This is a genomic window from Sphingomonas sp. PP-F2F-G114-C0414 (genome assembly GCF_003688595.1).
Classification (GTDB): Bacteria; Pseudomonadota; Alphaproteobacteria; order Sphingomonadales; family Sphingomonadaceae; genus Sphingomonas.
The window spans coordinates 86,910-113,269 of record NZ_RCWT01000012.1; the positions used below are offsets into that span (position 1 = coordinate 86,910).

General features: G+C 65.2%; 25 protein-coding genes and 1 tRNA gene. 10 read left to right on the forward strand and 16 right to left on the reverse strand.

Features of this window, described 5'->3' with window-relative positions:
* The first annotated feature begins 381 nt into the window (after positions 1-381).
* The 3 genes from C8J47_RS12315 (at position 382) to C8J47_RS12325 (ending at position 6,168) form a co-directional block, all read left to right on the forward strand.
* On the forward strand, positions 382-2,229 hold the full coding sequence (locus C8J47_RS12315; protein ID WP_183129102.1) for a diguanylate cyclase: 1,848 nt from the start codon (positions 382-384) through the stop codon (positions 2,227-2,229).
* A gap of 112 nt (positions 2,230-2,341) precedes the next feature.
* On the forward strand, positions 2,342-4,735 hold the full coding sequence (locus C8J47_RS12320; protein ID WP_121885937.1) for a glycoside hydrolase family 31 protein: 2,394 nt from the start codon (positions 2,342-2,344) through the stop codon (positions 4,733-4,735).
* 152 nt (positions 4,736-4,887) lie between these two features.
* Entirely contained in the window at positions 4,888-6,168 is a 1,281-nt protein-coding gene (locus tag C8J47_RS12325; RefSeq protein ID WP_121886215.1) for a DEAD/DEAH box helicase, read from the forward strand.
* 346 nt (positions 6,169-6,514) lie between these two features.
* Here C8J47_RS12325 and C8J47_RS12330 read toward each other — a convergent pair whose 3' ends face one another.
* From C8J47_RS12330 to C8J47_RS12340, 3 genes are all read right to left on the reverse strand, one after another.
* Positions 6,515-7,633 (reverse strand): DUF1624 domain-containing protein, encoded by a 1,119-nt coding sequence (locus C8J47_RS12330; protein ID WP_259467520.1) that lies wholly within the window; start codon positions 7,631-7,633, stop codon positions 6,515-6,517.
* Positions 7,634-8,024: 391 nt separating this feature from the next.
* Positions 8,025-8,099: transfer RNA gene (locus C8J47_RS12335), tRNA-Gln, on the reverse strand.
* Positions 8,100-8,151: 52 nt separating this feature from the next.
* Complete coding sequence (locus C8J47_RS12340) at positions 8,152-9,261, reverse strand: branched-chain amino acid aminotransferase (RefSeq protein WP_056047813.1); 1,110 nt, start codon at positions 9,259-9,261, stop codon at positions 8,152-8,154.
* Between the two features lie 58 nt (positions 9,262-9,319).
* On the opposite strand from C8J47_RS12340, the gene C8J47_RS12345 reads away from it, so the two are divergent.
* A complete protein-coding gene (locus tag C8J47_RS12345) occupies positions 9,320-9,808 on the forward strand; it encodes a MarR family winged helix-turn-helix transcriptional regulator (RefSeq protein ID WP_231420344.1) in 489 nt (162 codons plus the stop codon).
* Positions 9,809-9,817: 9 nt separating this feature from the next.
* Here the strand turns inward: C8J47_RS12345 and C8J47_RS12350 are convergent, their stop codons facing one another.
* From C8J47_RS12350 to C8J47_RS12370, 5 genes are all read right to left on the reverse strand, one after another.
* The gene (locus tag C8J47_RS12350; RefSeq protein WP_121885939.1) at positions 9,818-10,627 is read right to left on the reverse strand and encodes a pyrroline-5-carboxylate reductase; all 810 of its coding nucleotides are present in this window, start codon (positions 10,625-10,627) and stop codon (positions 9,818-9,820) included.
* Entirely contained in the window at positions 10,624-11,127 is a 504-nt protein-coding gene (locus tag C8J47_RS12355) for a YbjN domain-containing protein (RefSeq protein ID WP_056047803.1), read from the reverse strand. The genes C8J47_RS12350 and C8J47_RS12355 overlap by 4 nt, the downstream gene beginning before the upstream one ends.
* Positions 11,128-11,227: 100 nt before the next feature.
* The gene (locus C8J47_RS12360; protein WP_121885940.1) at positions 11,228-11,503 is read right to left on the reverse strand and encodes an accessory factor UbiK family protein; all 276 of its coding nucleotides are present in this window, start codon (positions 11,501-11,503) and stop codon (positions 11,228-11,230) included.
* 39 nt (positions 11,504-11,542) lie between these two features.
* Positions 11,543-12,061 (reverse strand): TspO/MBR family protein, encoded by a 519-nt coding sequence (locus C8J47_RS12365; protein WP_121885941.1) that lies wholly within the window; start codon positions 12,059-12,061, stop codon positions 11,543-11,545.
* A gap of 220 nt (positions 12,062-12,281) precedes the next feature.
* A complete protein-coding gene (locus C8J47_RS12370; RefSeq protein ID WP_121885942.1) occupies positions 12,282-13,079 on the reverse strand; it encodes a TlyA family RNA methyltransferase in 798 nt (265 codons plus the stop codon).
* A gap of 185 nt (positions 13,080-13,264) precedes the next feature.
* Here C8J47_RS12370 and C8J47_RS12375 point away from each other — a divergent pair, with 185 nt between their 5' ends.
* Positions 13,265-13,936, forward strand: coding sequence for an alpha/beta hydrolase (locus tag C8J47_RS12375; RefSeq protein WP_121885943.1), 672 nt, complete (start codon positions 13,265-13,267; stop codon positions 13,934-13,936).
* 64 nt (positions 13,937-14,000) lie between these two features.
* On the opposite strand, the gene C8J47_RS12380 is transcribed toward C8J47_RS12375, so the two are convergent.
* The 3 genes from C8J47_RS12380 to dxs all read right to left on the reverse strand — a co-directional run bounded on the left by C8J47_RS12380 (position 14,001) and on the right by dxs (position 16,835).
* A complete protein-coding gene (locus tag C8J47_RS12380) occupies positions 14,001-14,258 on the reverse strand; it encodes a hypothetical protein (protein WP_121885944.1) in 258 nt (85 codons plus the stop codon).
* Between the two features lie 11 nt (positions 14,259-14,269).
* Positions 14,270-14,578: a hypothetical protein gene (locus C8J47_RS12385; protein WP_121885945.1), complete on the reverse strand. Its 309-nt coding sequence runs from the start codon at positions 14,576-14,578 to the stop codon at positions 14,270-14,272.
* Positions 14,579-14,912: 334 nt separating this feature from the next.
* A complete protein-coding gene (dxs, locus tag C8J47_RS12390) occupies positions 14,913-16,835 on the reverse strand; it encodes a 1-deoxy-D-xylulose-5-phosphate synthase (RefSeq protein WP_121885946.1) in 1,923 nt (640 codons plus the stop codon).
* A gap of 92 nt (positions 16,836-16,927) precedes the next feature.
* On the opposite strand from dxs, the gene C8J47_RS12395 reads away from it, so the two are divergent.
* Complete coding sequence (locus C8J47_RS12395) at positions 16,928-17,458, forward strand: GNAT family N-acetyltransferase (RefSeq protein ID WP_121885947.1); 531 nt, start codon at positions 16,928-16,930, stop codon at positions 17,456-17,458.
* Positions 17,459-17,589: 131 nt separating this feature from the next.
* On the opposite strand, the gene C8J47_RS12400 is transcribed toward C8J47_RS12395, so the two are convergent.
* Together C8J47_RS12400 and C8J47_RS12405 are read right to left on the reverse strand one after the other, a co-directional pair.
* Positions 17,590-18,057: a Fur family transcriptional regulator gene (locus tag C8J47_RS12400; RefSeq protein WP_121885948.1), complete on the reverse strand. Its 468-nt coding sequence runs from the start codon at positions 18,055-18,057 to the stop codon at positions 17,590-17,592.
* Positions 18,058-18,098: 41 nt separating this feature from the next.
* Positions 18,099-18,482, reverse strand: a complete 384-nt coding sequence (locus C8J47_RS12405) for a MerC domain-containing protein (RefSeq protein ID WP_056047781.1) — start codon at positions 18,480-18,482, stop codon at positions 18,099-18,101.
* Positions 18,483-18,793: 311 nt separating this feature from the next.
* Here C8J47_RS12405 and C8J47_RS12410 point away from each other — a divergent pair, with 311 nt between their 5' ends.
* The 3 genes from C8J47_RS12410 (at position 18,794) to rpsI (ending at position 21,007) form a co-directional block, all read left to right on the forward strand.
* Complete coding sequence (locus C8J47_RS12410) at positions 18,794-19,846, forward strand: COX15/CtaA family protein (RefSeq protein ID WP_121886216.1); 1,053 nt, start codon at positions 18,794-18,796, stop codon at positions 19,844-19,846.
* Between the two features lie 124 nt (positions 19,847-19,970).
* Positions 19,971-20,450: a 50S ribosomal protein L13 gene (gene rplM / locus C8J47_RS12415; protein ID WP_060524218.1), complete on the forward strand. Its 480-nt coding sequence runs from the start codon at positions 19,971-19,973 to the stop codon at positions 20,448-20,450.
* Positions 20,450-21,007 (forward strand): 30S ribosomal protein S9, encoded by a 558-nt coding sequence (rpsI, locus tag C8J47_RS12420; protein WP_082441435.1) that lies wholly within the window; start codon positions 20,450-20,452, stop codon positions 21,005-21,007. Before rplM ends, rpsI begins: the two co-directional genes overlap by 1 nt.
* Before the next feature lie 307 nt (positions 21,008-21,314).
* Here the strand turns inward: rpsI and C8J47_RS12425 are convergent, their stop codons facing one another.
* Both C8J47_RS12425 and C8J47_RS12430 read right to left on the reverse strand, forming a co-directional pair.
* A complete protein-coding gene (locus C8J47_RS12425) occupies positions 21,315-22,310 on the reverse strand; it encodes a polysaccharide deacetylase family protein (RefSeq protein WP_310886130.1) in 996 nt (331 codons plus the stop codon).
* Complete coding sequence (locus C8J47_RS12430; protein ID WP_259467522.1) at positions 22,307-24,229, reverse strand: HAMP domain-containing sensor histidine kinase; 1,923 nt, start codon at positions 24,227-24,229, stop codon at positions 22,307-22,309. The genes C8J47_RS12425 and C8J47_RS12430 overlap by 4 nt, the downstream gene beginning before the upstream one ends.
* A gap of 196 nt (positions 24,230-24,425) precedes the next feature.
* On the opposite strand from C8J47_RS12430, the gene C8J47_RS12435 reads away from it, so the two are divergent.
* The gene (locus tag C8J47_RS12435) at positions 24,426-24,896 is read left to right on the forward strand and encodes an Lrp/AsnC family transcriptional regulator (RefSeq protein WP_056047776.1); all 471 of its coding nucleotides are present in this window, start codon (positions 24,426-24,428) and stop codon (positions 24,894-24,896) included.
* 99 nt (positions 24,897-24,995) lie between these two features.
* On the opposite strand, the gene C8J47_RS12440 is transcribed toward C8J47_RS12435, so the two are convergent.
* Entirely contained in the window at positions 24,996-26,288 is a 1,293-nt protein-coding gene (locus C8J47_RS12440; RefSeq protein WP_056047773.1) for a hypothetical protein, read from the reverse strand.
* Positions 26,289-26,360 lie beyond the last annotated feature (72 nt).

The following is a 26,360-nucleotide window of genomic DNA, read 5'->3' on the forward strand; positions in this document are numbered from 1 at the left end:
CGATCCGCGGAATCGTCGAGCGAGGGACCGGCCGCGGTTCGACCCGCAAAGACGATATCGTCGCGCGCACTGGTCGCCGCGCGTCGCCAATGGCTGCCACGCGACGATTCGCTTCGAAAATTTCGCTGGTTTGGCATGGTCTTGCGGACCTAACTGCCTGCGAAACACTAACAAGTTACGTATAATTTCGACAACATATATCAATAAACCCGGTTCGGGTTGATTGTGCTCCTCGCGCGGCCCGACGTGCCTGCCGCCGCGGCAATGACGGCGTTCAACCGGCGCACTGCCGAGCGGATACGGCCTGGACAGTAAGAAACCATTTCGAATTTTTCCGGCATGGTCAGACTTTGGCAACGTCTTTCGCGCTAGAATTAAGACATGTTGTCGTCGCTCTCCTCGCGCATAGCCATGCTGGGCGTCGTCGTAGTCGTTGCCCTGACGGCACTCGCGGCCTTGCTCATCCACGCTTCGCTCGACACACGCGACAGCTTCGGTCAGGTGACGCATTCGGCCGAGGTCATCGAAACGATGACCCAGGCGCTCGGCGAGCTTCGTGACGCGGAGTCGGGCCAGCGCGGCTTCATCATCACGCACAACCCGGCGTTCGCGCAGTCGTTCGAAGATCGCGTTACGGGTTCGCTGAGCGATATCTCGCAGGTCGTGTTGCTTACCGCCGACAATCCCGTTCAGAACATGCGCGCCAACGAGCTTCGTCGGTTGATCCGCGAACGGACCGCGATTCTGCGTGGTCCCCTCGACCTCGGCCAGGTGGGCGCATTCGACAGGGCTGCGGCGATGGTGGCCAGCGGGCGCGGGCGGGACCTGATGTCGACCATCACGCTCCGAGCGCGCGAGTTTTTGGCTGAGGAGCGCAACCTTCAGACGCAGCGGACCGACGCGGCGGGGCAGCGGCTGACAGGCGTGCGTCGGCTCGCCATCGCAGGCGTGGCGATCATCGCGCTGATCGTCATCCTGGTGTCCGGGCTCGTCATTCGCGGGATCAAACGCCCCTCGGTCCTGATGAAGGAGGCGATGGCAGATCTCGGCAAGGGCGACCGCAGTGCCAGGATCACCAGCGCGATGGGGTCGCGCGAGTTCGACGACCTCGCGACCGGCTACAACGCGATGGCAGAACTGCTGGAGGCTGCGGTCGGCGAACAGGTTGAGAGCGAGCACCAGCTTCAGCATGCCAATGGGGAACTGGTCCGCAACGCCGACAGCATGCGCGAACGCGGCGAGGCGATCGAGCTTCTCGGCGGGATGGCGCACCGCATGCAGGCCGCGCGCACCGACATGGAACTGGCGCAGATCGTCCAGCTGTTCGTGCCGCGCGTGCTGCCGGGACTGCCCGGCGCGCTGTTCGTCCACAACAACTCGCGCAACCTGTTGACGCCGATGGCGACCTGGGGCGGCGTCGCGATCGAAACCGACGGGTTCGCGCCCGACCAATGCTGGGCGTTGCGCCGCGGCCAGAGCCACTTCGTCGCGGTACCGGACGGCGATATCGTCTGCGCGCACGTTGGCGATGCGGCGACGGTCTATCACTGCGAGCCGCTCCTCGCGTCCGGCGAAGTCATCGGCGTGCTGTATCTGCAGGGCATGATCACCGGCGACAGCCGCTTTCAGTTGACGGTACTCGCTGAGAACATCGCCTCGGCGCTCGTCAACCACCGGTTGCAGCGCGACCTGCGCGAACAGACGATCCGCGATCCGCTGACCGGGTTGTTCAATCGCCGCTACATGGAGGAGACGCTGGCGATCGAGATCGCCCGCGCCGCGCGCGGCGGTCCGGCGCTCAGCCTGGTGATGTGCGATATCGATCACTTCAAGCGGTTCAACGACGAGTTCGGGCATGATGCGGGCGACTTCGTCTTGCACGCGGTTGCCAATGAACTGCGCGCCCGCTTCCGCGACGGCGACGTCGTATGCCGTTTCGGCGGCGAGGAGTTCACGATCATCGCGCCGGGAACGACCGCGGAAACGCTGTTGAACCGCGTCGAAATCGTCCGCCAGACGATCGCCGACCTCACGCTGGAGCAGGGCGGCAAACGGCTCGGATCGACGACCATGTCGTTCGGGCTCGCGACCTGGAACCCCGACATGTCGCGCGATGGAACGACGCTGATCCAAACCGCGGATGCCGCGCTGTATCAGGCGAAGCGCGAGGGACGAAACCGCGCGATCGTCAGTCCGGCGCGCATGCTCGACAGTTCCGCCCGCCGGTAATGCTGAACGGACGGGGTAACCAATACCGTCTAGTGGCGGATCGTTTGACCCGCTCAATACTCTGACATAACCTCCCGTCGCGCCGGCGTTCAAGTCCGGACCGGGAGGACGGATGCGACATACTTGGATCGGCGCGGCAGTGGTCGGCGCGATCGCCAGCGCCACCCCCGTGGGCGCACAGACTCCCTGGCAATCCTCCGAGACGCAAGCTCCCGCGGCGCGCACGACGTTGGAGCAGAAGACCAGCGACGGCGCCCGGTTCAGGGTACCTGGTGGCGTCCTCCGCGTGACGGTGTGGGGCGAGCGTGCGATCCGCGTGACGGTCGCTGCGGCCCAGGTGTCAGAGTTAGACACTGGTCTCGCGGTCCTCGGCAGGCCCGCGCGCGTTGCCTGGACCATGACGGAAGACGTGGATCGCTTCGTGATCGCGACCCCTTCGATGCGGGTGACGATCGCCAAGGCCGATGGCCGGGTCGCGTTGCTCGGTGCTAACGGCAAGCCGCTGATCGGCGAAAGCGATCCGGTGACCCGAAGACTGGGCGACGCGCCGGAGCCCGACGGGCGCGTCCAGCAGCGGTTCGAGATCGGCGGCGGCCAGGCGATCTACGGTCTTGGCCAGCATCAAGCCGGACTGCCCGATTATCGCGGCACGACGGTGCGGTTGCAGCAGGCCAACACCGATGTCGGCGTCCCCGTGTTCGTCTCCAGCGCGGGCTACGGCCTGTTCTGGAACAATCCTGCGGTGACCGACGTCGCGGTCGCCGTACCGCAGGCCACCGACCGGATCGTGTTCCGATCGCAGGCTGGCAAGGGCATCGATTATTTCCTGTTCGGCGGCCCCGATGTCGACGACGTGATCGGCGCCTATCGTGGCCTGACCGGGCAAGCGCCGCTGATGGCACGCTGGACCTGGGGGCTGTGGCAGTCGAAGGAGCGCTATGGATCGCAGGCCGAGTTGCTCGGTGTCGCAGCACGCTATCGTGCGATGAAGATCCCGCTCGATGCGGTCGTCCAGGACTGGCAATATTGGAAGCCCGGCGAATGGGGCAGCCACCAAATGGACCCGGCGCGCTATCCCGATCCCAAGGGGATGCTCGACACGCTGCACCGGCAGAATGTGCACAGCATCGTGTCGATCTGGCCGCGCTTCGACCGCGGCCTCGACACGACCAAGGCGCTCGACGCGGTCGACGGGCTGTACGCAAAGACCTATCCCAACGTCTATCCCGCCGGCGAAGGTCGCTGGTACGACGCGTTCTCGAAGACCGCGCGCGCGACCTATTGGCGGTTCGTCTCGGAGCGGTTGGGCAAGGTCGGCTTCGACGGCTATTGGCTCGACGGGAGCGAGGCTGAACTCGGCGGCCACTGGGGCGAGATGCGCGACGTGCGGACCGCGATCGGATCCGGCGCGGATGTCTACAACGCGTATCCGCTGATGCACACCAGCGCGGTGCACGACGGCATGGCGACCGACTTCGCCGCGAAGCGCCCGATCATCCTGACGCGGTCGGCGTGGGCCGGGCAGCAGCGCAATGCCGCGATCACCTGGTCGGGCGACGTTGCCGGCCGGTGGGACGTGTTCCGCGCGCAGATCCCCGCCGGCGTCAACTTCTCGATGACCGGCATTCCCTATTGGTCGGCCGACATCGGCGGGTTCTTCGGCGGCAGCCCGGACGATCCCGCCTATCAGGAACTGTTCACACGCTGGCTCCAGTTCGCCGTGTTCAACCCGATGTTCCGGATCCACGGAACCGGCGCCGGCAAGGAGGTCTACAGCTTCCCCGAGCCTGCCCGCGGTCCGCTGCTGGATGCGGTCGCGTTGCGCTACCGCTTGCTGCCGTTCCTGTATGCGCAGTCGTGGCAGGTCACGCAGCACGGCGCCTCATTCCTGTACCCGGCGGGGATCGCGTTCCCGTACGACGAAGCGGCGCGAGATCTGCGCGACGAATATCTGTTCGGTCGGTCGATCCTGGTCAGCCCGGTGGTCGAGAAGGGTGCGACGTCGCGACAGGTCTATCTGCCGGCGGGCACGGACTGGTATGATTTCTGGTCGGGCGCACGGCTGACTGGCGGCACGCGCGTCACGGTGGCCGCGCCGATCGGGCAGATCCCGCTGCACATCGCGGCGGGAACGATCCTGCCGCTGGGGCAACGCGTCCAATATACCGAACAGTCGCCCGCTTTGCCGACCGAACTGCGCGTATACCGCGGTCGCGACGGACGCTTCACGCTCTATGACGACGCGGGCGACCGCCAAGGCTGGCGGCGCGGCGAGCGCGCTACGATCGATCTTGCGCTGGACGACAAGACCGGGACGCTGACGATCGGCGCGCGACAGGGCCGCTATCCAGGCATGCCGACCTCGCGCATTTTTCATGTGGTGTCGGTCGCCGCGGGTAATGGCGTCGGGCTCGGCGAAGGCATCGGTCGGACGATCGCCTACACCGGAAAGGCGATCGGCGTAGCTTTGGATGCGGATGGTTCCGGTGCGGCACGCCGTAGATGATCGGGTCCTGAGCCGACGGCCCTAGAGGGCCTGAAGCAGTCCACCGCTTTCCACATTGACGCGGTGCAGCATCAATCCTAGACGCGCGCCTCCTCATTATGCCAAGCCCTTCACGGTGCCGCTTTGCTCTGCGCCGGAGGCGCCGCTTGATCATGACCATGACTTTCGCCGATCTCGCCCTCGCCCCGGTTTTGCTGCAGGCGCTAACGGAAGAGGGCTATACCAGCCCGACGCCGATCCAGGCGCAGTCGATCCCGATGCTGCTGCAGGGCCGCGACATGCTCGGCATGGCGCAGACCGGCACGGGCAAGACCGCCGCCTTCGCGCTGCCGTTGCTGCACCGCCTCGCCGCCGATCCCCGCCCTGCCCCCAAGGGCGGCGCGCGCGTGCTCGTGCTCGCCCCGACGCGCGAACTCGTGTCGCAGATCGCCGCGGGCTTCGAGAGCTTCGGCCGCCACATCAAGCCGCGCGTGACGACGATCTTCGGTGGCGTCAGCCAGTTCCATCAGGTCAATGCGCTCAAGGACGGCGTCGACATCATCGTCGCAGCACCGGGCCGTCTGCTCGATCTGATCGACCAGGGGCTGTGCGATCTGTCCGCGCTCGAAGCGCTGGTACTCGACGAGGCCGACCAGATGCTCGACATGGGTTTCGCCAAGCCGATCGAGCGGATCGTCGCGACGCTGCCGCAGGACCGCCATACGCTGCTGTTCTCGGCGACGATGCCGAAGTCGATCGCCGCGCTGGCCGAGAGCCTCCTGCGCGATCCAGCCAAGGTCGAGATCGCGCCGCCGTCGACGACGGTCGACCGGATCGACCAGTCGGTCATGTTCCTCGACGCTGCCAACAAGAAGGCTGCGCTGCTGGCGCTACTGCGTACGCCCGACATGGGCCAGGCGGTCGTCTTCACGCTCCAGAAGAACATCGCCAACGAAGTGTGCGCGTTCATCAGCGAAGAGGGCATCACTGCCGAGGCGCTGCACGGTAACAAGTCGCAGGGCCAGCGCGAGCGCGCGCTCGACGCGTTCCGTGCCGGCACCGTGCAGGTCCTGGTGGCGACGGATATCGCCGCACGCGGGATCGATGTCGACACCGTGACGCACGTGTTCAACCACGATCTGCCGAGCCTCCCCGAGAGCTATGTCCACCGTATCGGCCGCACCGGGCGCGCCGGGCGCAGCGGTTTCGCGATCACGCTGTGCGATGCCGAGCAGCGCGCCTGGCTGCATGATGTCGAGCGCGAGATCGGTCGCACGCTGACCGTCCAGGACGATCACGAATGGCATTGCGAAGTGGCGCGCCACTCCACCCAGCGCGCACCCGTGCTCGGCGGTGGCCCCGTCAAGCAGGTCAAGCCGACCAAGGAGCGCGTGCGGAAAGTCTGGACCGAGGAAGAGAAGTTGGCCGCGCGGATGGCCGCAAAGGCCGCCTGAAGGTCGATCACATCGCTCTCGCGGGCGGCAAGCCCTGCGTCCTGAGGTCTCCGCAGATGCCGACGCATCGGCGGAGACGCGGCTCCCATCCGATTGATCTGAAGCATAGCCCAAGAGCCGGGTTATGCGCCGAGCTTTGGGTATAGACCGCTTTGCTGGAGCGGCCGTGCTCTAACGTAATAACACCAACTATACGCCGAGTTGCGGACGTCCAACGCCATCAAACCGGCACAATTGACCCGTCGCTCCTGCCAGACGCCGGAAGTCGACCGTGTATCACTCGCAGAGGCTGCACCTCGGCGACGCGATCACGCCTCCTGAAAGCGTCCGGCCAAAAGCGTCGCCATCACAGGTACCGCATCCACCACCGATCGCTTTTGCGCTTCATCGTCGCGAATGACCGGGTCGCGAGCCAGAGCGGCCCCAGCACGGCGGCGGCGATCAGCCAGATCCAGCCGACCGACGGCACGTCCGCCCCCGCTGCACCGGTCACTGCGCCCGCAGCAATCTGGACGATATGCAGCACGTAGAGATGTAGAATATAGAAGAACAACGGCGCGCTGCCCAACACCGCCAGCCACCGCGGCGATCGACTGTCCCATAGCGCCAGCAAGGCGGATCCGATCCCCAGCGTCAGCAGCAGAAAATCGAGCGACGGGGGATATTTGGTCACGTTCAGAAACGACATCGCGGTGAGCGATGGGGTCGGGCCGCCGATCCACGCGGTCGGATCGCCATAACCGTTCAGCCCGCGCACCACGCAGAACGCGGCCAACAGGCCTACCGCGACCGTCCACAACCGGCGCACCCGCGTCGTCGGCGCGGTCGCAGCCGCAAACCAAGGGCCTATCGCATAGCCCAGCGCGATTGCGCCGATCCACGGCAAGACCGGATAAGAGGTCCGAGCGCGCGTTCCTTCCCACAGATCGACAAAGCCCCGATCGTGCAGCACGGCCCAGATCGCATGTCCGGGCTCGCCCACTGCAAAGGTGATCGGATCGAGCAGATTGTGCCCGACGACGATCGTCACACCGATCGCGGCGATCCAGATCCGCGGGAGATGCACCAGTGCGGCCAAGGCGAGCATCGACCAGCCGATCGCCCAGATGACCTGCAGGAATACCGTCGCTGGTGACAAAGTGAAAGACCAGGCGAACCCGACGATCGTCAGTTCCAGCGCGATCAGGAACGCCCCCCGCTTCACCAGGAAGGCGGAGGTCGCCATCACGGGCTTGCGCGCGCCGTACAGCCAGGCGGCGAGTCCGGTCAGCGCGACGAAGACGGGCGCGCACAGATGGGCTGCCAGCCTTGTGAAGAACAAGCCGGGGGACGTCGTGGTCAGGTCCATCGGATCTGCGACCTGATGACCATAATAGAAGAATTCGCGGGTGTGATCGACCAACATCAACAGCATGACGAGGCCGCGCAGCCCATCGATCGACTCGATTCGAGCACCACGGCGCACCGGCGGCGCAGAAACGACGTCGTCCCTTTCGGCTGGCGAAGTAGCGGACGTTGCAATGGAGGATGTAGCGGCAGTCGCGGTCGACACAGTTTGATTTCTCCGTTGCCCCGCAATGTTATATTGTAACGACAACGTCAACCTCGTCGCTGTACTCTGCTGTGTTCGCCGCCTCCTCATTGTCGCACCGAGCTGCCGCCATAACCGTCGCGGCGGATTCGAGCCGCGTTATGCTGCTGTGCACTCAACGAAGCGCAGGGACTAGTCGTCAGGATTAGTTCAAAGGACAAGCTAGGAAACCATCTGGCGGCGCTTGACGCAACGCGATGGTCTAATTCACGCAGAGCTGGAAACCTCGAGGCTTCCGGTTCGCTTGGCAAAATAGATCAAGACTTGGCTGGGGCGGCAGGGTTCGAACCTGCGCATGGCGGCATCAAAAGCCGCTGCCTTACCACTTGGCGACGCCCCAACAGAGGCGGCCTTATAGCGGGGCCGCGCCGCGTGAAAAGCCCTCGCGGACGTCAAACCGCGAGATGGTGCAGCCAGGCGTTGTCGTCGGGCGCGGTGCCGCGCTGGATCGAGACGAGCGCGTCGCGCATCCGCATCGTCAGAGCACCGGGAGCACCGTCACCGATCGTGAAACGCCCCTCGGGGCTCGCTACCGTGCCGATCGGCGTCACCACCGCCGCGGTGCCGCAGGCAAACGCCTCGACCAGCCGGCCGCTCGCCGCATCGGCGCGCCATTGATCGAAGGTGTAGCCCTCCTCACGCACGGTGATGCCCTGGGCACGCGCGAGCGTCAGGATCGAGTCCCTCGTAATACCGGGGAGGATCGTGCCGGTCAGCGCCGGCGTCGCCATGCTGCCATCGTCGAACACGAAGAAGATGTTCATCCCGCCGAGTTCCTCGACCCAGCGGCGCTCGGCCGCGTCGAGAAACACAACCTGATCGCAGCCGTTGCGGATCGCCTCGGACTGCGCAAGCAGGCTGGCGGCGTAATTGCCGCCGCACTTGGCGGCGCCGGTGCCGCCCTGTGCGGCGCGCGTGTACTGCTGGCTCACCCAGATCGACACGGTCGGCGCGCCACCCTTGAAATAGGCGCCGACCGACGAGGCGAGCACCATGTAGAGATATTCGGCCGAGGGCTTCACGCCGAGGAACACTTCGGAGGCGAACATGAACGGGCGCAGGTACAGCGCGCCGCCGTCGCTCTCCGGAATCCAGTTCGCGTCCGTCTTCACCAGCCGCTCGACCGATTCGAGGAACAGTTCGGTCGGCAGTTCGGGCATCGCGAGACGCCGCGCCGAATCCTGAAAGCGGCGCGCGTTCGCCTCGGGACGGAACAGCGCAGTGCCGCCGTCCGCGAGTCGATACGCCTTCATGCCCTCGAAGATTTCCTGCGCATAATGCAGCACCGACGACGCCGGATCGATCGTCAGCGGCGCACGCGCAGTGATCCGCGCATCGTGCCAGCCCTCGGCATCGCTATAGCGGATCATCGCCATGTGATCGGTGAAGACTCGCCCGAATCCGGGATCGATCAGCCGCTTCGCGCGCTCGTTCGCCTCGACCGGAGCCGCGTTTGGCTCGTGGCGGAAGGTTGAAGAGGGCGTAAAAGCTGGAGCGGACATCGAATTCTCTCTCAAGGCGGGTTGCCGACGACTACGGGCGATGGCTAAACCGGTCAACATGTCTGCCACAGCTTCGCCTGCGTCGCCCCTGTTCCTTCGCGAACCCGAACTCCGCCGCGGCATGGAGCTGCTCTATTTCGGCTATAGCCACCTGACGCGGTCGATCGACCAGGGCCTCGCCGAAGAAGGGCTTGGCCGGGCGCACCACCGCGCACTGTATTTCATCGCGCGCAAACCCGATCTCACCGTCAGCGAATTGCTGTCACTGCTGGCGATCACCAAGCAATCACTCGGCCGCGTGCTGAACGAGCTCGCCGAACGCAAGCTGGTCGAAACGCGCCCCGGTGAGCGCGATCGCCGCCAACGGTTGCTGAAGCTCACCCCGGAAGGCGCGAAGATGGAACGCGACCTGTTCGAGGCGGCGCGGATTCGCATGGCCGAAGCCTATGCCAGCGCCGGACAGAGCGCGGTCTCGGGGTTCTGGGCGGTGCTGGAAGGCTTGGTACCGGAAAGCGATCGCTCGCAGGTATTCGGCCTGCGCGGCTGAGCGCCCACTTCAGCGCGCGGCGGCGGCCATCTCGGCATTGCGCCGCTCGGATGCAGCCAATGTTTGGGTGAGCAACGCAACCAGCGCATCGTCGCGGTCCAGCACGTTCATACCCTCCCGAGTCGATCCGCCGGGACTCGCCACGCGGTCCGCCAAGACGGCAGGCGATACGTCCGCATCAGCCGCCATGATCGCCGCGCCCTCAAGCGTGGCCATCGCCAGCCGCGCCGCCTGCTCTGCGGGCAGCCCTAGCGCCACGCCGGCCTTGGCCAGTGCGTCGGCGAATCGGAATACGAAGCCCGGGCCGCAGCCTGCGAGCGCGGTCACCGCATCGAAATGCGCTTCGTCGGCGATCCATTCATAGTGACCGAGCGGCACGGCGAAGGCCTCTGCCGCTGCGATCGCCTCGTCCGACGCGGCAACTGTATAGAGAGACGTCACGCCCTTGCCGATCGCCACGGGCAGGTTGGGCATCGCCCGAACGATCGTATCCGCTGCGAACCGTTCCGACAAAGTTGCGTGATCGACACCAGCCAGGATCGACAGCAGCAGCGTCGGCGCGCCGCGCATGGGCGCGAGCAAGGCCTGCGCCGCATCGATCTGTTGCGGCTTGAGCGCAAGCATCAGCGTTGCTGGGGCATTTTCGTCAGGCAGCGCGGTCATCGAGCGAACTCCCTCGGGCGCGCCCTTCCCGCTTCGCGTGATCACCGTCACCGTCGAGGGATCGAGCCCGGCGGCGATCCAGCGCCGCAGCATCGCACCACCCATGTTGCCGCAGCCGATCAGCCACAGCGGACCTGCTGGAAAGCGCCCGCTCATGCCTCGCCGTGGGTTTCGATCAGCGCCGCGGCGATCGCTTCCTTGGGACTCTTGCCGCCCCACAGCACGAACTGGAACACGGGATAGAAGCGCTCGCACTCCTCGATCGCCGATTCGACGAGCAGTTCGGCTGCCTCCAGCGACATCGTCCCGTCGTCGCCGCCATCGACCATCGCCGCGTGCCGGAACAACAGAATGCCGCTCGTCGACCAGAGTTCGAAATGACCGATCCAGAGCTGTTCGTTGACCAGGCCGATCGTCTCGTACACCGCGAGACGGCGTTCGTCGGGCACCTTTATATCGGGAAAAGCGAGGAATTGCAGGACGCTATCGTCTTCACGCCACAACGCGCGCAACTCGTACGTCGCCCAGCTGCCTTTGACGGTCGCGACGATCTCGTCGTCGTGGCGCTCGTGCTCCCAGCCATGCGCAGCGTAATAGCTTTCGAGCATGTCGATCGGAGCGGCGTCTTCGTGGTCGTGGTCGGCGTGTTCAAGCATCACAGGGTCCTGGCGATCCTTATCGCACAACAAAGGGTGCCGAGGCAAAAACGCCCCGACAACCCCATCGGCCCCATTTCTGCGGAAAACTGTGGAAAAGTCAGTCGACCGACGCCCCGAGCGGCGCAATGACCGTCGATTTCGCTTCGAGCGCATCGAGACGCGCCTTCAGGGCATCGTTCTCGTCGCGCGCGGCCGCGGCCATCGCCTTGACCGCATCGAACTCTTCGCGGCTGACGAAATCCAGCCCGCCAAGCCATTCGCGTGCACGCTCGCGCGCACCCGAACCGGCTTCGCGACCGACGCCTGCAAGCGTACCGGCCGCGCCGTTCAAGACCTTGACGATATCGTCGAACACGCGGTTTTCGGATTGCATTGCTTCAAAATCCCAGTGAGTGCCGAAACGGCTGCTGCGTCACAGCATTTGGGACGTATGCGCCGTGGGCGCAAGGGTTTCGGCGCCGGGGTTCAGTCGCCCGATGCTGAACGCGAGCACGCCGGCGAAGCTGATCCACACCATGTACGGCACCATCAGCCACGCCGCGGCGGGGCGGATGCGCGCGAATACGAAGGTCGCGGCGATCGACAGCACCAGCATCGCGACGATCACCAGTACCGACAGCCCGATCTTGTGCGCACCGAAGAACATCGGCGTCCAGGCGAGGTTGAGCAGGAACTGGCCGACGAACAGCGCGACGGCAAGCCCGCGCAACCGAGCGCCGCGCGCGTTGAGGATCATCGCGAGCGCCAGCCCGATCAGGATGTAAAGCGTGGTCCAGACAACCGGGAACACCCAGCCCGGCGGGTTCAGCGCAGGCTTGGCGAGCGCCATGTACCAGGCATTCTCGCTGCCGACGCTCACCGAACGCCCCGAGACGAAGCCCAGTAACAGGATCAGGGGCACGGTCACGACCGCCCAGCGGAGGAACGACATCCTCAACTGGCCCTTCGAAGCGATACCGCCCACACAAATCCTTCCGTCTCTACGCGGCCTCGTCCTGCCGCGCATTTGGCGTTCGGTAAACCGTGCGCCGACAACAATCGTTCCGCTAGTGGTTCATTCCGGCACGGTGCTTCCCCACGCCGTCATCCTGACGAACGTCAGGATCCAGGATACCGACCGCACCCTGCGTGTCTCTGGGTCCTGACGTTCGTCAGGATGACGGAGGTGATTGCGTCTCGTTTGGCACGTCCGATAGCCGCTGTTCAGAAGCCGGCCGCCCATGCAAAGCAGCAATCAGGAACTCCACGTTACCCTCAGGCCCCGTGATCGGGCTCTCGACCACACCGACCACGCTCCACCCCTGCCCCGTCAACCACGCCGCGACCTCGTCGCAGACCCGCTGGTGGATCGCAGTATCGCGGACGACCCCGCCTTTGCCCACTTCGCCGCGCCCCGCCTCGAACTGCGGCTTCACCAGCGCCATCAGCCGCGCGTCGGGCTTGGCGAAGGACATCGGCCGCTCCAGCACCTTGGCCAAGCCAATGAAGCTCGCATCGCAGACGATCAGGTCGATCGCCTCGGGAATATGCGCGGGCGTCAGAATACGCGCGCTGGTCTGCTCGTGAACGATGACGCGGTCATCCTGCCGGAGCGACCAGGCAAGCTGGTTGGTGCCGCTATCGACCGCGTAGACCTTCGCCGCACCGTTCTTCAACATAACGTCGGTAAAGCCGCCGGTCGACGAGCCCACGTCGATCGCGACCGCGCCGGCCACGTCCCAACCGAAATGCGCGAGGCCGTGCGCCAGCTTGATCCCGCCGCGCGAGACCCAGGGATGATCACGACCGCGCACGTCGAGTTGCACGTCTTCCGCGAGCGTCTGCCCCGGCTTGTCGACCTTCTTCGTCCCCGCGAAGACGAGGCCCGCCATGATCAGCGCCTGCGCGCGCGTCCGCGACTCGACCAGCCCCCTGTCGACCAGCATTTGGTCTGCACGTACCTTCACCATCCGCCCGCTATCGCCGCCCGATCCGATTGCCGCAAGCTGCCTTCCTTTCGCCGCAATGCCATTGCCTATCGATCGAGTAGGATTACGTTGAAGGCATGGGATCGTGACCAAATGGCGTGCCCTAGAGCGTCTTTCGGCCACGCTCCCGACCTCGAAGAACGAGGTTTTGGAGAAGGAGAAGCGCTGTGGGTAGTTTCGCACCGTATGATTCCGTCCAGCCGACGATCCTGACCGTGCCCGGCCTTGGTGGATCGGGTCCTTCGCACTGGCAGACGTTATGGGAAGAGGCGCGGCCCGACACGGTGCGCGTCGAACTCGGCATGTGGAACACGCCGCACCGCAACGCCTGGGTAACGCGGCTCGACGAAGCGATCCGGCAGGCACAGGCGCCGGTGATCCTCGCCGCGCACAGCCTCGGGTGCCTCGCAGTGGCGTGGTGGGCCGAACTCAGCCCACAACCTTATGGCTGGCCGGTAGCCGGCGCGTTGCTGGTGGCGCCGGCGGACGTAGATCGTGGCGGCGCGCAGGCCGAACTGAAGGGCTTCTCGCCGACGCCGCGCACGCCGCTGCCATTCCCATCGATCGTCGTGGCGAGCAGCGACGACCCCTGGGTCACGCCCGAGCGCGCGCACAGCATGGCAGCGGACTGGGGCAGCCACTTCGTCGATGCCGGGCCGCAAGGGCATCTGAATGCCGCGAGTGGGATCGGCTGGTGGCGTGAAGGGCAGGATCTGCTCGACCGGGTCATCGCGGCGAGTGGCGATGGTCGCGGGCAAGCTCTACCGCCCAGCAAGGCACGCTCAATCCTGGCCGTCAGTGCGACAGATGCCGCGCAGACGCATTATCTCGGCGGGTAAGCAAGCGAGCGTCGATACGCACGGAGCCTGACGACCTCGAACGTATCGATGCTCTCGTTCGCAACTAGGATTTCCGGCCGGGATTTTCGAACCGGGTAGCGGCCTTCACGGACAATTGCTGCTTTGCGGACAATTGATGCTGTCCGAGCGCAGCGGTCTTTTCTGCAATCTGGCGCTTGGCATCGAGCTGATGACGGCCGATCGAGGCTGTCTTCTCATAAAGCTGCTTCTTGGCCTGGATTTGCACGGTGCCGATCTGCTCGCTTTTTGATGCCAGCTGCTTCTTGGCCTCGAACTGTACGGCCGAAATTTCCTGTTCCATAACTCTATCCTTCAGCTAACGAAAATGTGAGCTCGCGCGAACGCGGCTTCGGCATCATCCAGTCCGGCCAGCAATCTTTCGGGTTCGAGCGATGCCGGATCGAACGTCTTACACTCGGTCAGCGAGGGATTCAGTCCGGCGGCGACCCGTGATACCTGCTCTTGAAATCCCGCGTCGCACAATTTGCCCAGCGCACATGTCGCGCACGCTGACCTATCGCGTGACGCGGGCAGATACGCCGACTGCGCAATGCAATATTCGGCAAACTCCGGGCCATCATAAAGGCGGAGCGGATCGACCTGATACCCCGACACGCGCATCTGTGATTTCCTTGTCAGTCAAGGAAATCACCGTGCAGCAATCGACAGATCCTTGCAAAAGGATTTCAGTCGGATCTGGATGTCATCTATCGATTTGCTGATCGATGAAGATCGCGCGCGCGCATGCTCTACGGAATTGACTACCGCGAAGAACAGCTTGACCAATCTTGGACTATTCTTCGCCGCGCGATGTTAGATCCAGATCGGACCAGATCACTTTGGCGTCATGGGCGCTTATCAACGCTACCCCGCATCCGCCGCCACATCGCAATATTCAACGACACCATCACGACCATCGCCAGAACGATGATCACAAGCCCCTTAGTCGGCCCGGTCATGCGCGCGCTTCGGCAACCCCGCCCGAATTGTGGCGGAGCGCCTTGAGCACGGTATCCACCAGCGCGGTCGCATCGAGCCCGGCTTCGGCATACTGGACTTCGGGCTTGTCCTGATCCTGGTACACGTCCGGCAAACGCAGCGTACGCAGCTTGAGCCCACCGTCGATCAAGCCCTCGTCTGACGCCATCGTCAGCACGTGCGCACCAAAGCCACCAACCGAGTTCTCCTCGATCGTCACCGCGACTTCGTGCGTTGTCAGCAGTTTCCGGATCAGGTAGACGTCGAGCGGCTTGGCGAAGCGGAGATCCGCTACCGTCGTGCTCAACCCCTTGGCCTCCAGAACCTCGGCAGCCTTGAGCGCTTCCTCGAGACGCGTGCCGAGCGACAGGATCGCGACCGTCTTGCCCTCGCGCACGACACGCCCCTTGCCGATCTCCAGCAGTTGCGGGGTCCCCGGCAGCGCGACCCCGGTGCCGTTGCCGCGCGGATAGCGCACAGCGATCGGGCCGGTGTCGTACTGCGCCGCGGTGTGCGTCATGTGGACGAGCTCCGCCTCGTCCGCCGCGGCCATCACGACGAAATTTGGCAGCGTCGCGAGGTACGTGACGTCGAACGACCCTGCGTGAGTCGCGCCATCCGCACCGACGAGACCCGCGCGGTCGATCGCGAAACGCACCGGCAGGTTCTGAATCGCGACGTCATGCACGACCTGGTCGTACGCGCGCTGGAGGAACGTCGAATAGATCGCACAGAACGGCCGCATCCCTTGCGCGGCGAGCCCGGCGGCGAAGGTGACGCCGTGCTGCTCGGCGATGCCGACATCGAAGAACCGGTCGGGATACGCCTTGGCGAACGCGTCGAGGCCGGTGCCCGACGGCATCGCCGCGGTGATCGCGCAGATCCGCGGGTCCTTAGCGGCCTCGGCGACGAGCTGCGCGCCGAACACGTTCTGGTATTGCGGCGGCCCTGGCGGTGCCTTGGTCTGCACGCCGGAGATCACGTCGAACTTCTGGACGCCGTGATACTTGTCCGCGGCAGCCTCGGCGGGGGCATAGCCCTTGCCCTTCTTGGTGACGACGTGGACAAGGATCGGGCCCTCCTCGGCATCGCGGACATTCTCGAGCACCGGGATCAGGTGTTCGAGATTATGGCCGTCGATCGGGCCGACATAATAGAAGCCGAGTTCCTCGAACAACGTGCCGCCCATCGTCATGCCGCGCGCGAACTCGTCGGTCTTGCGCATGCCGCTGGCGATCGGTCGTGGCAGCCGCTTGGCGAGTTTGCGCGCGAGGTCGCGAAAGCCGAGGAACTCGCGGCTCGACACGATTCGGCTGAGATACGCCGACAATCCGCCGACCGGCGGGGCGATCGACATGTCGTTGTCGTTGAGAATCACGACCAGCCGGTTACCCGCCTGCGCGGCGTTGTTCATCGCCTCGTACGCCATGCCCGCGGACATCGCGCCGTCACCGATCACCGCGATGCCCTTGCCGGGCGTGCCGGCAATCTTGTTGGCGATCGCAAAGCCGAGCGCCGCCGAGATTGAGGTCGAGGAATGCGCCGCGCCGAACGGATCGTATTCGCTCTCGCTACGCTTGGTGAAACCGCTGAGCCCCCCGCCCTGGCGCAGCGTGCGAATCCGATCGCGGCGTCCGGTGATGATCTTGTGCGGATAACATTGGTGGCCGACGTCCCACACCAGCCGATCACGCGGGGTATCGAAGACATAGTGGATCGCGGTGGTCAGCTCGACCACGCCGAGGCCCGAGCCGAGATGCCCGCCGGTGGTGCCGACCGCGGAAATCGTCTCGGTACGCAGTTCGTCGGCGAGTTGGCGGAGCTGGTCCGGGCGCAGCTTGCGGAGGTCGTCGGGCGTCGAAACGGTGTCGAGCAGCGGTGTCGAGGGAAGGTCGGCCATCGGACGGGCTTAATGCAGCGCGCGTATCGTGTCGATTGTTACCGTGTCCTGGCGTAGCATTCGCACTGGAATCGCTCGGGAAGTGCACAAATATGAACTTTACGCACCGTGTTGCCGGTGAGGCGGATATCCCAGCGATCGCCGCGCTGATGGCGCGCGCGATCGGCGGGTTGCAGGGTGACTTCCTCACGCCGGCACAGGTCGAGGCGAGCCGCGCGGTGATGGGGCTCGATACGCAATTGATCGCGGACGGGACGTATCTGCTGGTCGAGGCGGACGGTCGGCTGGCCGGATGTGGCGGCTGGAGTCGGCGCGCGACGCTCTATGGCGGCGATCACAGCACGGCGTTGCGCGATGCGGCGTTGCTCGATCCGATGCGCGATGCCGCGCGGATCCGCGCGATGTATACCGACCCGGACTTTACGCGGCGGGGTGTCGGGCGACTGGTGTTGTCGGTTTGCGAGGCCGCAGCGCGAGAGGCCGGGTTTGCGCGGGCGGAGATGATGGCGACGCTGGCCGGAGAGCCGCTGTACCGAGCCTGCGGGTATCTGCCGATCGAGCGGATCGAGACGCCGGGCGAGGTCCCGGTGCCGATGATCCGGATGGGGAAGGATTTGGGATAATAAAGCCCTTCTAACCCGTCGTTACCCAATAACGCCGTCATCCCAGCGAACGCTGGGATCCAGAGCCTGAATCGCGGCGCTGCTGGGCTCTGGATCCTGGGTCTAGCCCAGGATGACGGACAAGAAGGCGGCTACTTCGCCTCGCAGTCCGCACATCGCCCGCGGACTTCGATCACCGGGCGGACCGGGGAGAAGCCGGCCGCTTCCGCCGCGCTGCGGACGCCCTTGGTGATCGTGTCGTTGTCGAGATGCGTGGTCTGCCCACACGAGTCGCAGACCAGGAAGATGCAGTCGTGCAGGCAATCCGGGTGTGCGTTGGCGACATAGGCGTTCGCGCTCTCGACTCGCCGCGCGAGGTTCGCGCCGACGAACAGATCGAGGATGCGGTACACGCTGTTCGCGGCGACGCGGCGACCTTCGGCCTTCGAGACGGCCTCGGCGATGTCGTAGGCCGATGCCGGCTTCTCGAAGCTGGCGAGGGCTGCAAACACGCTGGCGCGCATCGTCGTCCATTGCTCGCCAGCCTTTTCGAGCGTCGTCTGTGCTGCGACGGTGAGATCGGCGCCCTGCGGTTCGGTGTGGTTGTGAGCGTGCGCCATGCTGGATGAAGTAGGATGCCGGAAGAGTTCCAGCAACCCGCTCAGCTTTCCGCGCGACGGTTGAGATCGTGGCCGAATGCAAGCAGGCCGACGCCAACGATCGTCCACAGCGTCTCGCCGCCACCGCTGTCGTGCGGCAGCGTCATCGCGCCCGCCATGATGCCGAGCCCGAGCGCGCCCATCGCGGCAGGCATCATATAGCCGTGGTTGAGCACACCGCGCCCGAGCGCGAGCGCACCGAGACCGATCGCGATCGTCAGGCCGACTTCGTGGAAGATCGGGTCGAGCAGGAAACCGCCCGCGGTCGACATCAGCGCGACCAGCACGGAGGTCGCCAAGCAATGCACCATGCACAGGCCCGACAGCCCGATCGCATAGCGATCGAGACCGGCGAAGCGGTGGGTATGCGTGGCCGAGGGCGTCATCGTTCGGCCGATATAGATGTCTCAACGAAAGGATACAACATTACATCGCATTTTTCTTGCGGAGGATTTTGGGTTCGTCAGATCGGATCGCCGCCAGGGATCGCGTAGTGGCCATCCGTCGTCATCCTGACGAAAGTCAGGATCCAGAGCCTCAAGCGGCAGCGTGCGTAACTCTGGATCCTGACTTTCGTCAGGATGACGGAGAAATAGTTCAACACCATCCCCCCCACCCGCGGCACCTTCGGCAACATGAAGCAATGGCGCACCACGAACCGATGGCGCCCCGCCTCGCAAACTACTATCTCCTCATCATGCTTCAACCCAGCGCCGCCTTTCTCAGCAAAGCCCGTCCTCGTTCCGTCGCCCTGTGGCTGTTCACGGTAGCCGGCCTGATCGTTGCGATGGTCGTCATCGGCGGGATCACGCGGCTGACCGAGTCGGGGCTGTCGATCACGCAGTGGAAGCCGATCAGCGGGATCATCCCGCCGCTCAACGACGCGCAGTGGCAGGCCGAGTTCGACGCCTACAAGCGCATCCCCGAATATGCCGCATTCAACGCCGACATGACGGTCGGCGGGTTCAAGGCGATCTTCTTCTGGGAATATCTCCACCGGCTATGGGGCCGCGTGATCGGTCTCGTGTTCGCGGTGCCGCTGATCTGGTTCGCGGTGCGCAAGAGTATCCCGGTCGGCTATGGCTCGCGGCTGTCGGCACTTCTCGCGCTCGGCGCGTTCCAGGGCGCGATCGGCTGGTGGATGGTCGCCTCGGGCCTGTCGGTGCGAACCGACGTCAGCCACATCCGACTCGCCGTCCATCTGCTGACCGCGCTGACGATCCTCGCGGGGATCGTCTGGACCGCGCTCGACCTGATGGCGCTACACCGCAATCCGCTCGCCGCCCCTGCCCGCCTCGCACCCGTAGCGATCGTCGCGCTGGCGCTGTTGTTCGTACAGCTCGTCTACGGCGCGTTCACCGCCGGTCTCGACGCGGGGTACGCGTTCGCCAGCTGGCCGCTGATGGGCGACGGGCTGTTCCCCGCCGACGTGCCGATGGTGAACCCCGCCTGGAGCAACGCGGTCGACAACCCGATCGTCGTGCAGTTCATCCACCGCTGGTTCGCGTTCGCCGCCGCCGCCGGCCTCATCTGGCTCGCGATCAAAGCGACCAAGACCGGCAGCAGCGCGGGGTTCTTCGTCGTCGGCCTCGTCACGCTTCAGATCATGCTCGGCATCGCAACGCTGATGACCGGCGTGCAGATCGACGTCGCGGTCGCGCACCAGGGCAACGCCGCGCTCCTCCTGATCGCCGCGATGTTCGCCGCCCACGCAGTCGGCACAGCACCCCGTATCAAGCAGCGGGTATAATAATACCCGTCAGGAAACCGGCGGAAAGCTTGACTTGAAGCCCCCCTTTCAGCATTAGGCCGGCATTCGCGCTGCGGGGCCTCCCCTTGGTGCGCTTGCATTCAATCTGGAAGGTCTAACGCCCATGAAGGCGCTCATGAAGACCACCAAGTCGGCAAAGCCGGCTGAGGTGGAGAAGCAGTGGCATATCGTCGACGCGGAAGGTCTCGTCGTCGGCCGTGCCGCATCGATCATCGCCAACGTCCTGCGCGGCAAGCACAAGGTGTCGTTCACCCCGCATGTCGATTGCGGTGACAACGTCGTCGTGATCAACGCCGACAAGATTCGCTTCACCGGCAACAAGGCCGCGAAGAAGATCTATTACAAGCACACCGGTTACGCCGGCGGCATCAAGGGCATCACTGCCGCCAAGGTCCTCGACGGCCGCTTCCCGGAGCGCGTTCTCGAAAAGGCTGTCGAGCGCATGATCCCGCGCGGCCCGCTGGGTCGTGAGCAGATGCGCAACCTGCGTATCTTCAAGGGCACCGAGCATCCGCACGAGGCACAGAACCCTGCCGTGCTCGACATCGGCAGCATGAACCGCAAGAACAAGGTGGGCGCATAATGTCCGACAACCGCCAGTCGCTCGCCGATCTCGCGAGCCTGACCAACCAGCCCGCGCCGGCTGCCCCCGCCGAGCAGGCTCTGCCGACCAGCGAAGGCGATATCGCAGCGCCGGTCTCGAACGAGCCCGTACGCGAGCCGATGCCGCTGCGCGAGCAGATCCTCGACAAGCAGGGCCGCGCCTATGCGACCGGCCGTCGCAAGGACGCCGTCGCACGCGTCTGGGTCAAGCCCGGCACCGGCAAGATCACGATCAACGGTCGTGACCAGGAAGTGTATTTCGCACGTCCGACGCTGCGTCTCGTCATCAACCAGGTGTTCGGGATCACCGAGCGCGAAGGTCAGTACGACGTCGTCTGCACCGTCAAGGGTGGTGGCCTTTCGGGCCAGGCCGGCGCGGTCAAGCACGGCATCAGCCAGGCCCTGACCCGCTTCGAGCCGGTGCTGCGCGCATCGGTGAAGGCAGCAGGCTTCCTGACCCGCGACAGCCGCGTCGTCGAGCGCAAGAAGTACGGCAAGGCGAAGGCCCGTCGCAGCTTCCAGTTCTCGAAGCGCTAATCTCGCTTTCAGTATTGCTTACCAAGAGGGCGGTCCGGCAACGGGCCGCCCTTTCTCGTTTTGGGCGTGCAGCTAAGACGACCAGTTGAAAGCTCTAGCGAAGCCCAAATCCACAGCGGTCTCCCCTCCCTGGAAGGGAGGGGTTGGGGGTGGGTCGGCCAGCTTGAGCCCCAAACGGTGAAATATGCGGAAACCCACCCCCTGCCCCTCCCTTCCAGGGAGGGGAGTACGTTGGAGATGGGGCGTGCGAATCGACCGACATCGCCTGCTCGCCCGCCAAGTCGAACAAGCTGCGACCGGCGCTTGCCTAGGCCAGCGCCGTCAGGATCTCATCGAGCGACGCATTGCGGATACCACGGCGATCGAATTCGTCGAACATCGTCGCCCACCACCCGTGGAATCGCTTCAAGTCCGCCGCGTCGCGCACATACGGCGTATGCCCCGGCACCAGCGACGGCGAGTGGAACGACAGGTTGAGCAACCGAAGCCCCTCGCCCGCCGCAACCGCGACCGCTTCAAGCGCGGCTTCGATCGGCATATCCTCCGGAGTCAGCGCGATCCGCGACAACAGCCCGGTACGCGCGAACAGCCCCCTGCCCTTCGGGATACCACCCAACGCCCGATACAGGCGCGCGCCGCCCTTCCGAGCATGACCAGTGAAAACCGTCGTCAACGGCAGCTCGACGATCCCCTGCACGCGATACGCCTGCGCGTCCGCCAGCCCGAAATCGGGGCCGCCCTTGCCACGGTAATCATATCCCGACCGCACCGAGCTATCGATCTCGTAGCCCAGCCGTCTCAGAAGGTCGAAACTATTCGGACCGATGCCATAGCGCCCCGCCCGATAGACGCGCGGTCGAACGCCGAACGCCGCGATGATCTCGCTCGTCAGCGTTTCGAGTTTCGCCGCCTCGACCGCAGCGGGCAGATTGCCTGCAAAGCTCGATGTGTCGGCGGCACCGTCTTCGAACGGCGGCGTGACCCACGAATGCAGCTGCGCACCGATCTCCGACCGCGCGTCCTCGAGGACGCGCGAGAGGATCGCGACCGAACGGGGATCGGTGGCGATCGGATGATCGACCATGCAGGTAAGCCCGACACCGCGCTCGGCGAACCGACGATGCGCGTCGGGAAAGGCGGCCATCGCGGTGGTCGCACGGTTGCGAGGATCGGGCGGTGCGTCCCAGTCGAACTCTTCCTCGACATCGACCATGACCGTGAAGCGGGTACCGAACGTATCCGGCCAGACGATGCGTTGCGCGTTGGTCGGCCGTGGCGGGCGATACGCGCGATCGGCGATCACCGTCGCTCGTCGACCATAAGCTCGGTCTGGTCACCGACGTTGCGCGCGTCCGACGCCGGGAGTTGCAGCGTGAGCGTGTCGATGCCGATCGTCAGCACCCCGCCAAGCTCAACCGCCAGATTCTGCGCAAGTCGCAGCGCGAAACCGGTACCGAGCAACGGCGCGCCCTCGCCGTCATTCTCCTGCTCGGCATCGATGCTGAGCAGGACATCGGTCACATGCGCCGCCAGCGAGGCAGGCCGGTCGAACGCGATCGTCACCGTCTCGCCGACCGGTCGAACGACTATGCCGAGCCGCTCGTCGGGGCGTCCCGCCGATACCAGCGCCGCGATCAACCGCCCGATCAGCCGTTCGACCGCACGATCGTCGCCCAGGATGTCGCAATCGCCCGCCGGGGCAACGATCGCGACACTGGTACCGCGCAGCACGGCAAGCGGCTTCAGATCCGCCACGACGCGGTCCAGCAACGGCAGCACCGCTACCGCAGTCGGCCGCAGATCGAGCGCATGGCCTTCGATCCGCGCCGCGATATCCAGGTCGTCGATCGCCGCGAGCAGATCGCTCGCCTGCGTGCGGATCGCCGTCGCCCGGTCGCGATAGGTCGGCGAGACGGGGCCGAGCAACTGCGTCTCGATCAGCTCGGCGAACCCGGAAATCGCATTGGTCGGCGTCCGCAGCTCGTGGACAAGCTGGCGCAGTGAGTCGGATACCGGCGAAGACGCGCGCGCCGGCTCGGCGGTCTCGTCGCGCCGCGGTCGTCGTCCGGTCCCGTGAAAACCAATGAACCGACCGGACGCGTGCTCGAACGCTGGTACGCCGGACAACCGCCACGATCCGAACGCGTCGGACAATCCACCAACCTCAAGCCGCGCGTCGCTGAACCGCGACCGCCGCCTGAACGCGCCCGCCACGGCACCATCGAGCTGCGCCTCGCCCTGCCTTGCCGCATAGCCAAGCGACACGCCGACCAGCGCCGAGCGGGCGACGCCTTCGATCACCCGGATCACGCCGTGCGAGTCGGTTTCGTACCGGAAGGTCTCGACCTCGATGGATACGGCCGCCGGAGCGCTGGCATCGACCGTACGATCCTTGTTGAACGCCTCGATCCGCGCGACGAGATCGGAGATCTCGAACCGCTCGACATCGGTGCCGGCAGTCTGCTCGTCGTCGATCGCCGGGGCGCTCTCGGCCAGCTTGGCATGGCGCAGCGCCTCCGCCATGAACGGCAATCCACGCGCGACGTCGCCGAGCGCGATGAACGGTGTTTCGCTCAGCGGCGCGCTCGGCAGCGGCGACACCGCAGCTGCCGGCTCGACGGTGGCTGTTTCTGCGACAGCCGCCACGGGCTCGGCGGTGGCCGTTTCCGCAGCAACCGCCGCCGGCTCGACCGTAGCGGTTTCTGCGGTGATCGGAGCGGCTACGGCGGTATCGACGGGCTCGGGCACCGCTTCGGCCTGATCATCGTCCACTACCGCATTGGGCACGGCCTCAGGCTGCGGCAGGACGAAATCGATCGGGCCAAAGCTCTGCAACCCGCGCTGGACGGCATCAGGCAGATCGCGACGATGCCGCAGGACAGAGCGACCCGCCGGCGTCAGCCGCGGCAGGATCGCCAGCCACGCGTCCGGCGCCAGCCTCGCGGTGCGCAACACTGGCGCAGCGATCGCCAACGCGTCTTCGGCGAAGAACCCGACCAGCAACGCATCCGGCGCGGCAAAGGCGAGCGCGCGCGCACTGGCCGCACGAACCGCGACCGGCACTTCCGGACGCAGCATGCGCAACCTTGCAATCGACGGCGCGTCGCACGCGATGCGACCACGGCCCATCAGGTCGACGAGTTGCCGCCATGCCGACTGCGCTCCGAATTCGGAGGCCATGTCTGCAGAGAGGATCGTCTTCAGGCTGTCGTCGAACCGCACATTGTCTCCCGGAACGGATGACCTAGCATGCCCGCCGTTGCGATTCCTTAACGCGCGCGACTCTTCGAAGGAACTCCGCATTTTCCGGCGCCGGCGGGTTCGTCGCATAGTGGGACAATTGCGTTTCGCCGCAACAATCTTATGGCTATGGGGAACGAACCAATTGGTTTGCGATGTTGCTCGGGAGTTGCGTGAAATGAGTTTTGACCGGATCGATCGGCAGATCCTGTCGCTGTTGCAGGCGGACGGACGGATGACAAACGTCGATCTGGCCGATCAGGTCGGCTTGACCGCGCCACCCTGCCTGCGCCGCGTCCGCGCGCTCGAAGAAGCCGGCGCGATCCGCGGCTATCATGCCGATCTCGACGCGAGCCGGCTGGGCTTTCCGATCACGGTGTTCGCGATGGTCTCGCTGCGCAGCCAGGCCGAGCACGACCTCGCCGCGTTCGAGAATCACATCGCCGACATTCCCGAGATTCGCGAATGCCACATGCTCAACGGCGAGATCGACTTCATCCTGAAGATCGTCGCCGCCGACCTGAAGAGCTTCCAGGAAATCCTAACGACCCACCTGACGCCGGCGCCGAACGTCGCGAGCGTGAAAACGTCGCTGACGATCCGCACCGCCAAGGCGCTCTCGGGCATCCCGGTGGTGGTCGGCGACTGACAAACCCTCGGCGCGCTGCCCAAACTCGGTCGCGTCACCTGAAACGAAAACGAGGCGGCATCGCTGCCACCCCGCTTCCCCAGATCCAAGCGGATCGCCTTATGCGGCAGGTGCCGCCAGCCAGGTCGTCCACAGGCCCGCGACGTCGGCCTTCGGCGAGGCCTTGACCGCGGCGAACGCAGCCGCAGCACCGGCCTTGTCACCCGACTTCGCGAGCGCGATGCCGAGATGCAGGTTGACGTCGTCGGCGTCGACACCACCCTTGGTCAGCGCCAGCTTATAAAGCTCGGCCGACTTGGCGTAGTTGTTCTGCCCGAGATACGCATCGGCCGTACCCGCGGCGAGCTTGCCGTTGGCTGCGGTCGTCGCGCGCTTTTCGAGGCCAGCGAGCGGACCATCGGCAGCGATGTTCTTGGTCGCGTCGGCCAGCAGGCCCTTCGACATCGCGTTGCCGGCGGGGATCTTGCCCTGCGCCATGCCTTCCTTGATCACCGCCTGTGCTTCGCTCGGCAGGCCGCGACGGTTCACGCTGTCCGCATATTGCAGATAGTCGGTCTGGTCGGCGAGCGAATTGGTCGCCCGCATCAGGCGGAAGATGTCGACCTTCTGCGCTTCGTCCAGCGTGATCAGCGCGTTCTGCTGGATCCCCGCGAGGATCAGCGTGTCGCGCCAGTTCTTGGCCGACGGATAGGCGGTGACCCACTTCTTCAGCCATGCCATCGTGTCGGCGTTACGCTTGGCGGCGTAGGACTTGGCGATCGCGTACCGGTAATAATCCTCGGGGGCCTTCTGGCCCGCCGCGGTCATCTGCGTGATGGCAGCGTCGAGATCGGCGGTCGCGCCGGTCACGTCGCCGCTTTCCATCTTCGCCTTGACGATCTGCAACCCGAGGTCCGGGTTGGTATAGCCGAGTTCCTTGGCCTTCGCGAAATACTGGAGCGCGATCGGATACTGCTTGCCGTTGAACGCCAGCGCACCGCGACGATACGCATATTTGCCGCGATCCGCCGCCGGGGTGGCCGCATTGGCGATCAGTGCATCGAGCGGCTTGGCGAGCGTGGTCTCGTTGACCGGCGCGTTCGGGTTGGCGGTCTGCGTCGCGACGATCTTGTCGTTCTCGAGCTGATAGCGCAGCGCAGCACCAATATACTTCTCGTAATCGGTCTTGGCGGCGGCATCGATCTGGTCGATCGCGGTCTGCGCACCGGCGAAATCCTTGGCGGCCAGCGCGGTCTGCGCGGCCACGCCGGGCTTCTGCACTTCGGGGCTCAGCTTCATCGCTGGCGCCGCGTCGGCCTTCTTGTCCTTGGCGAACGCAGGCGTCGACAGCGCGAGGCCGCTCGTGCCGGTGGCGAACGCCGCAATCAGTGCAAGCTTCGAAATGGTCTTCATGCGGAAACTCTCCCTCTGCGCCGACCTCGAATACCTTCGTGGCGCGCGGCGACGCTATATGGTCCGTCGTGG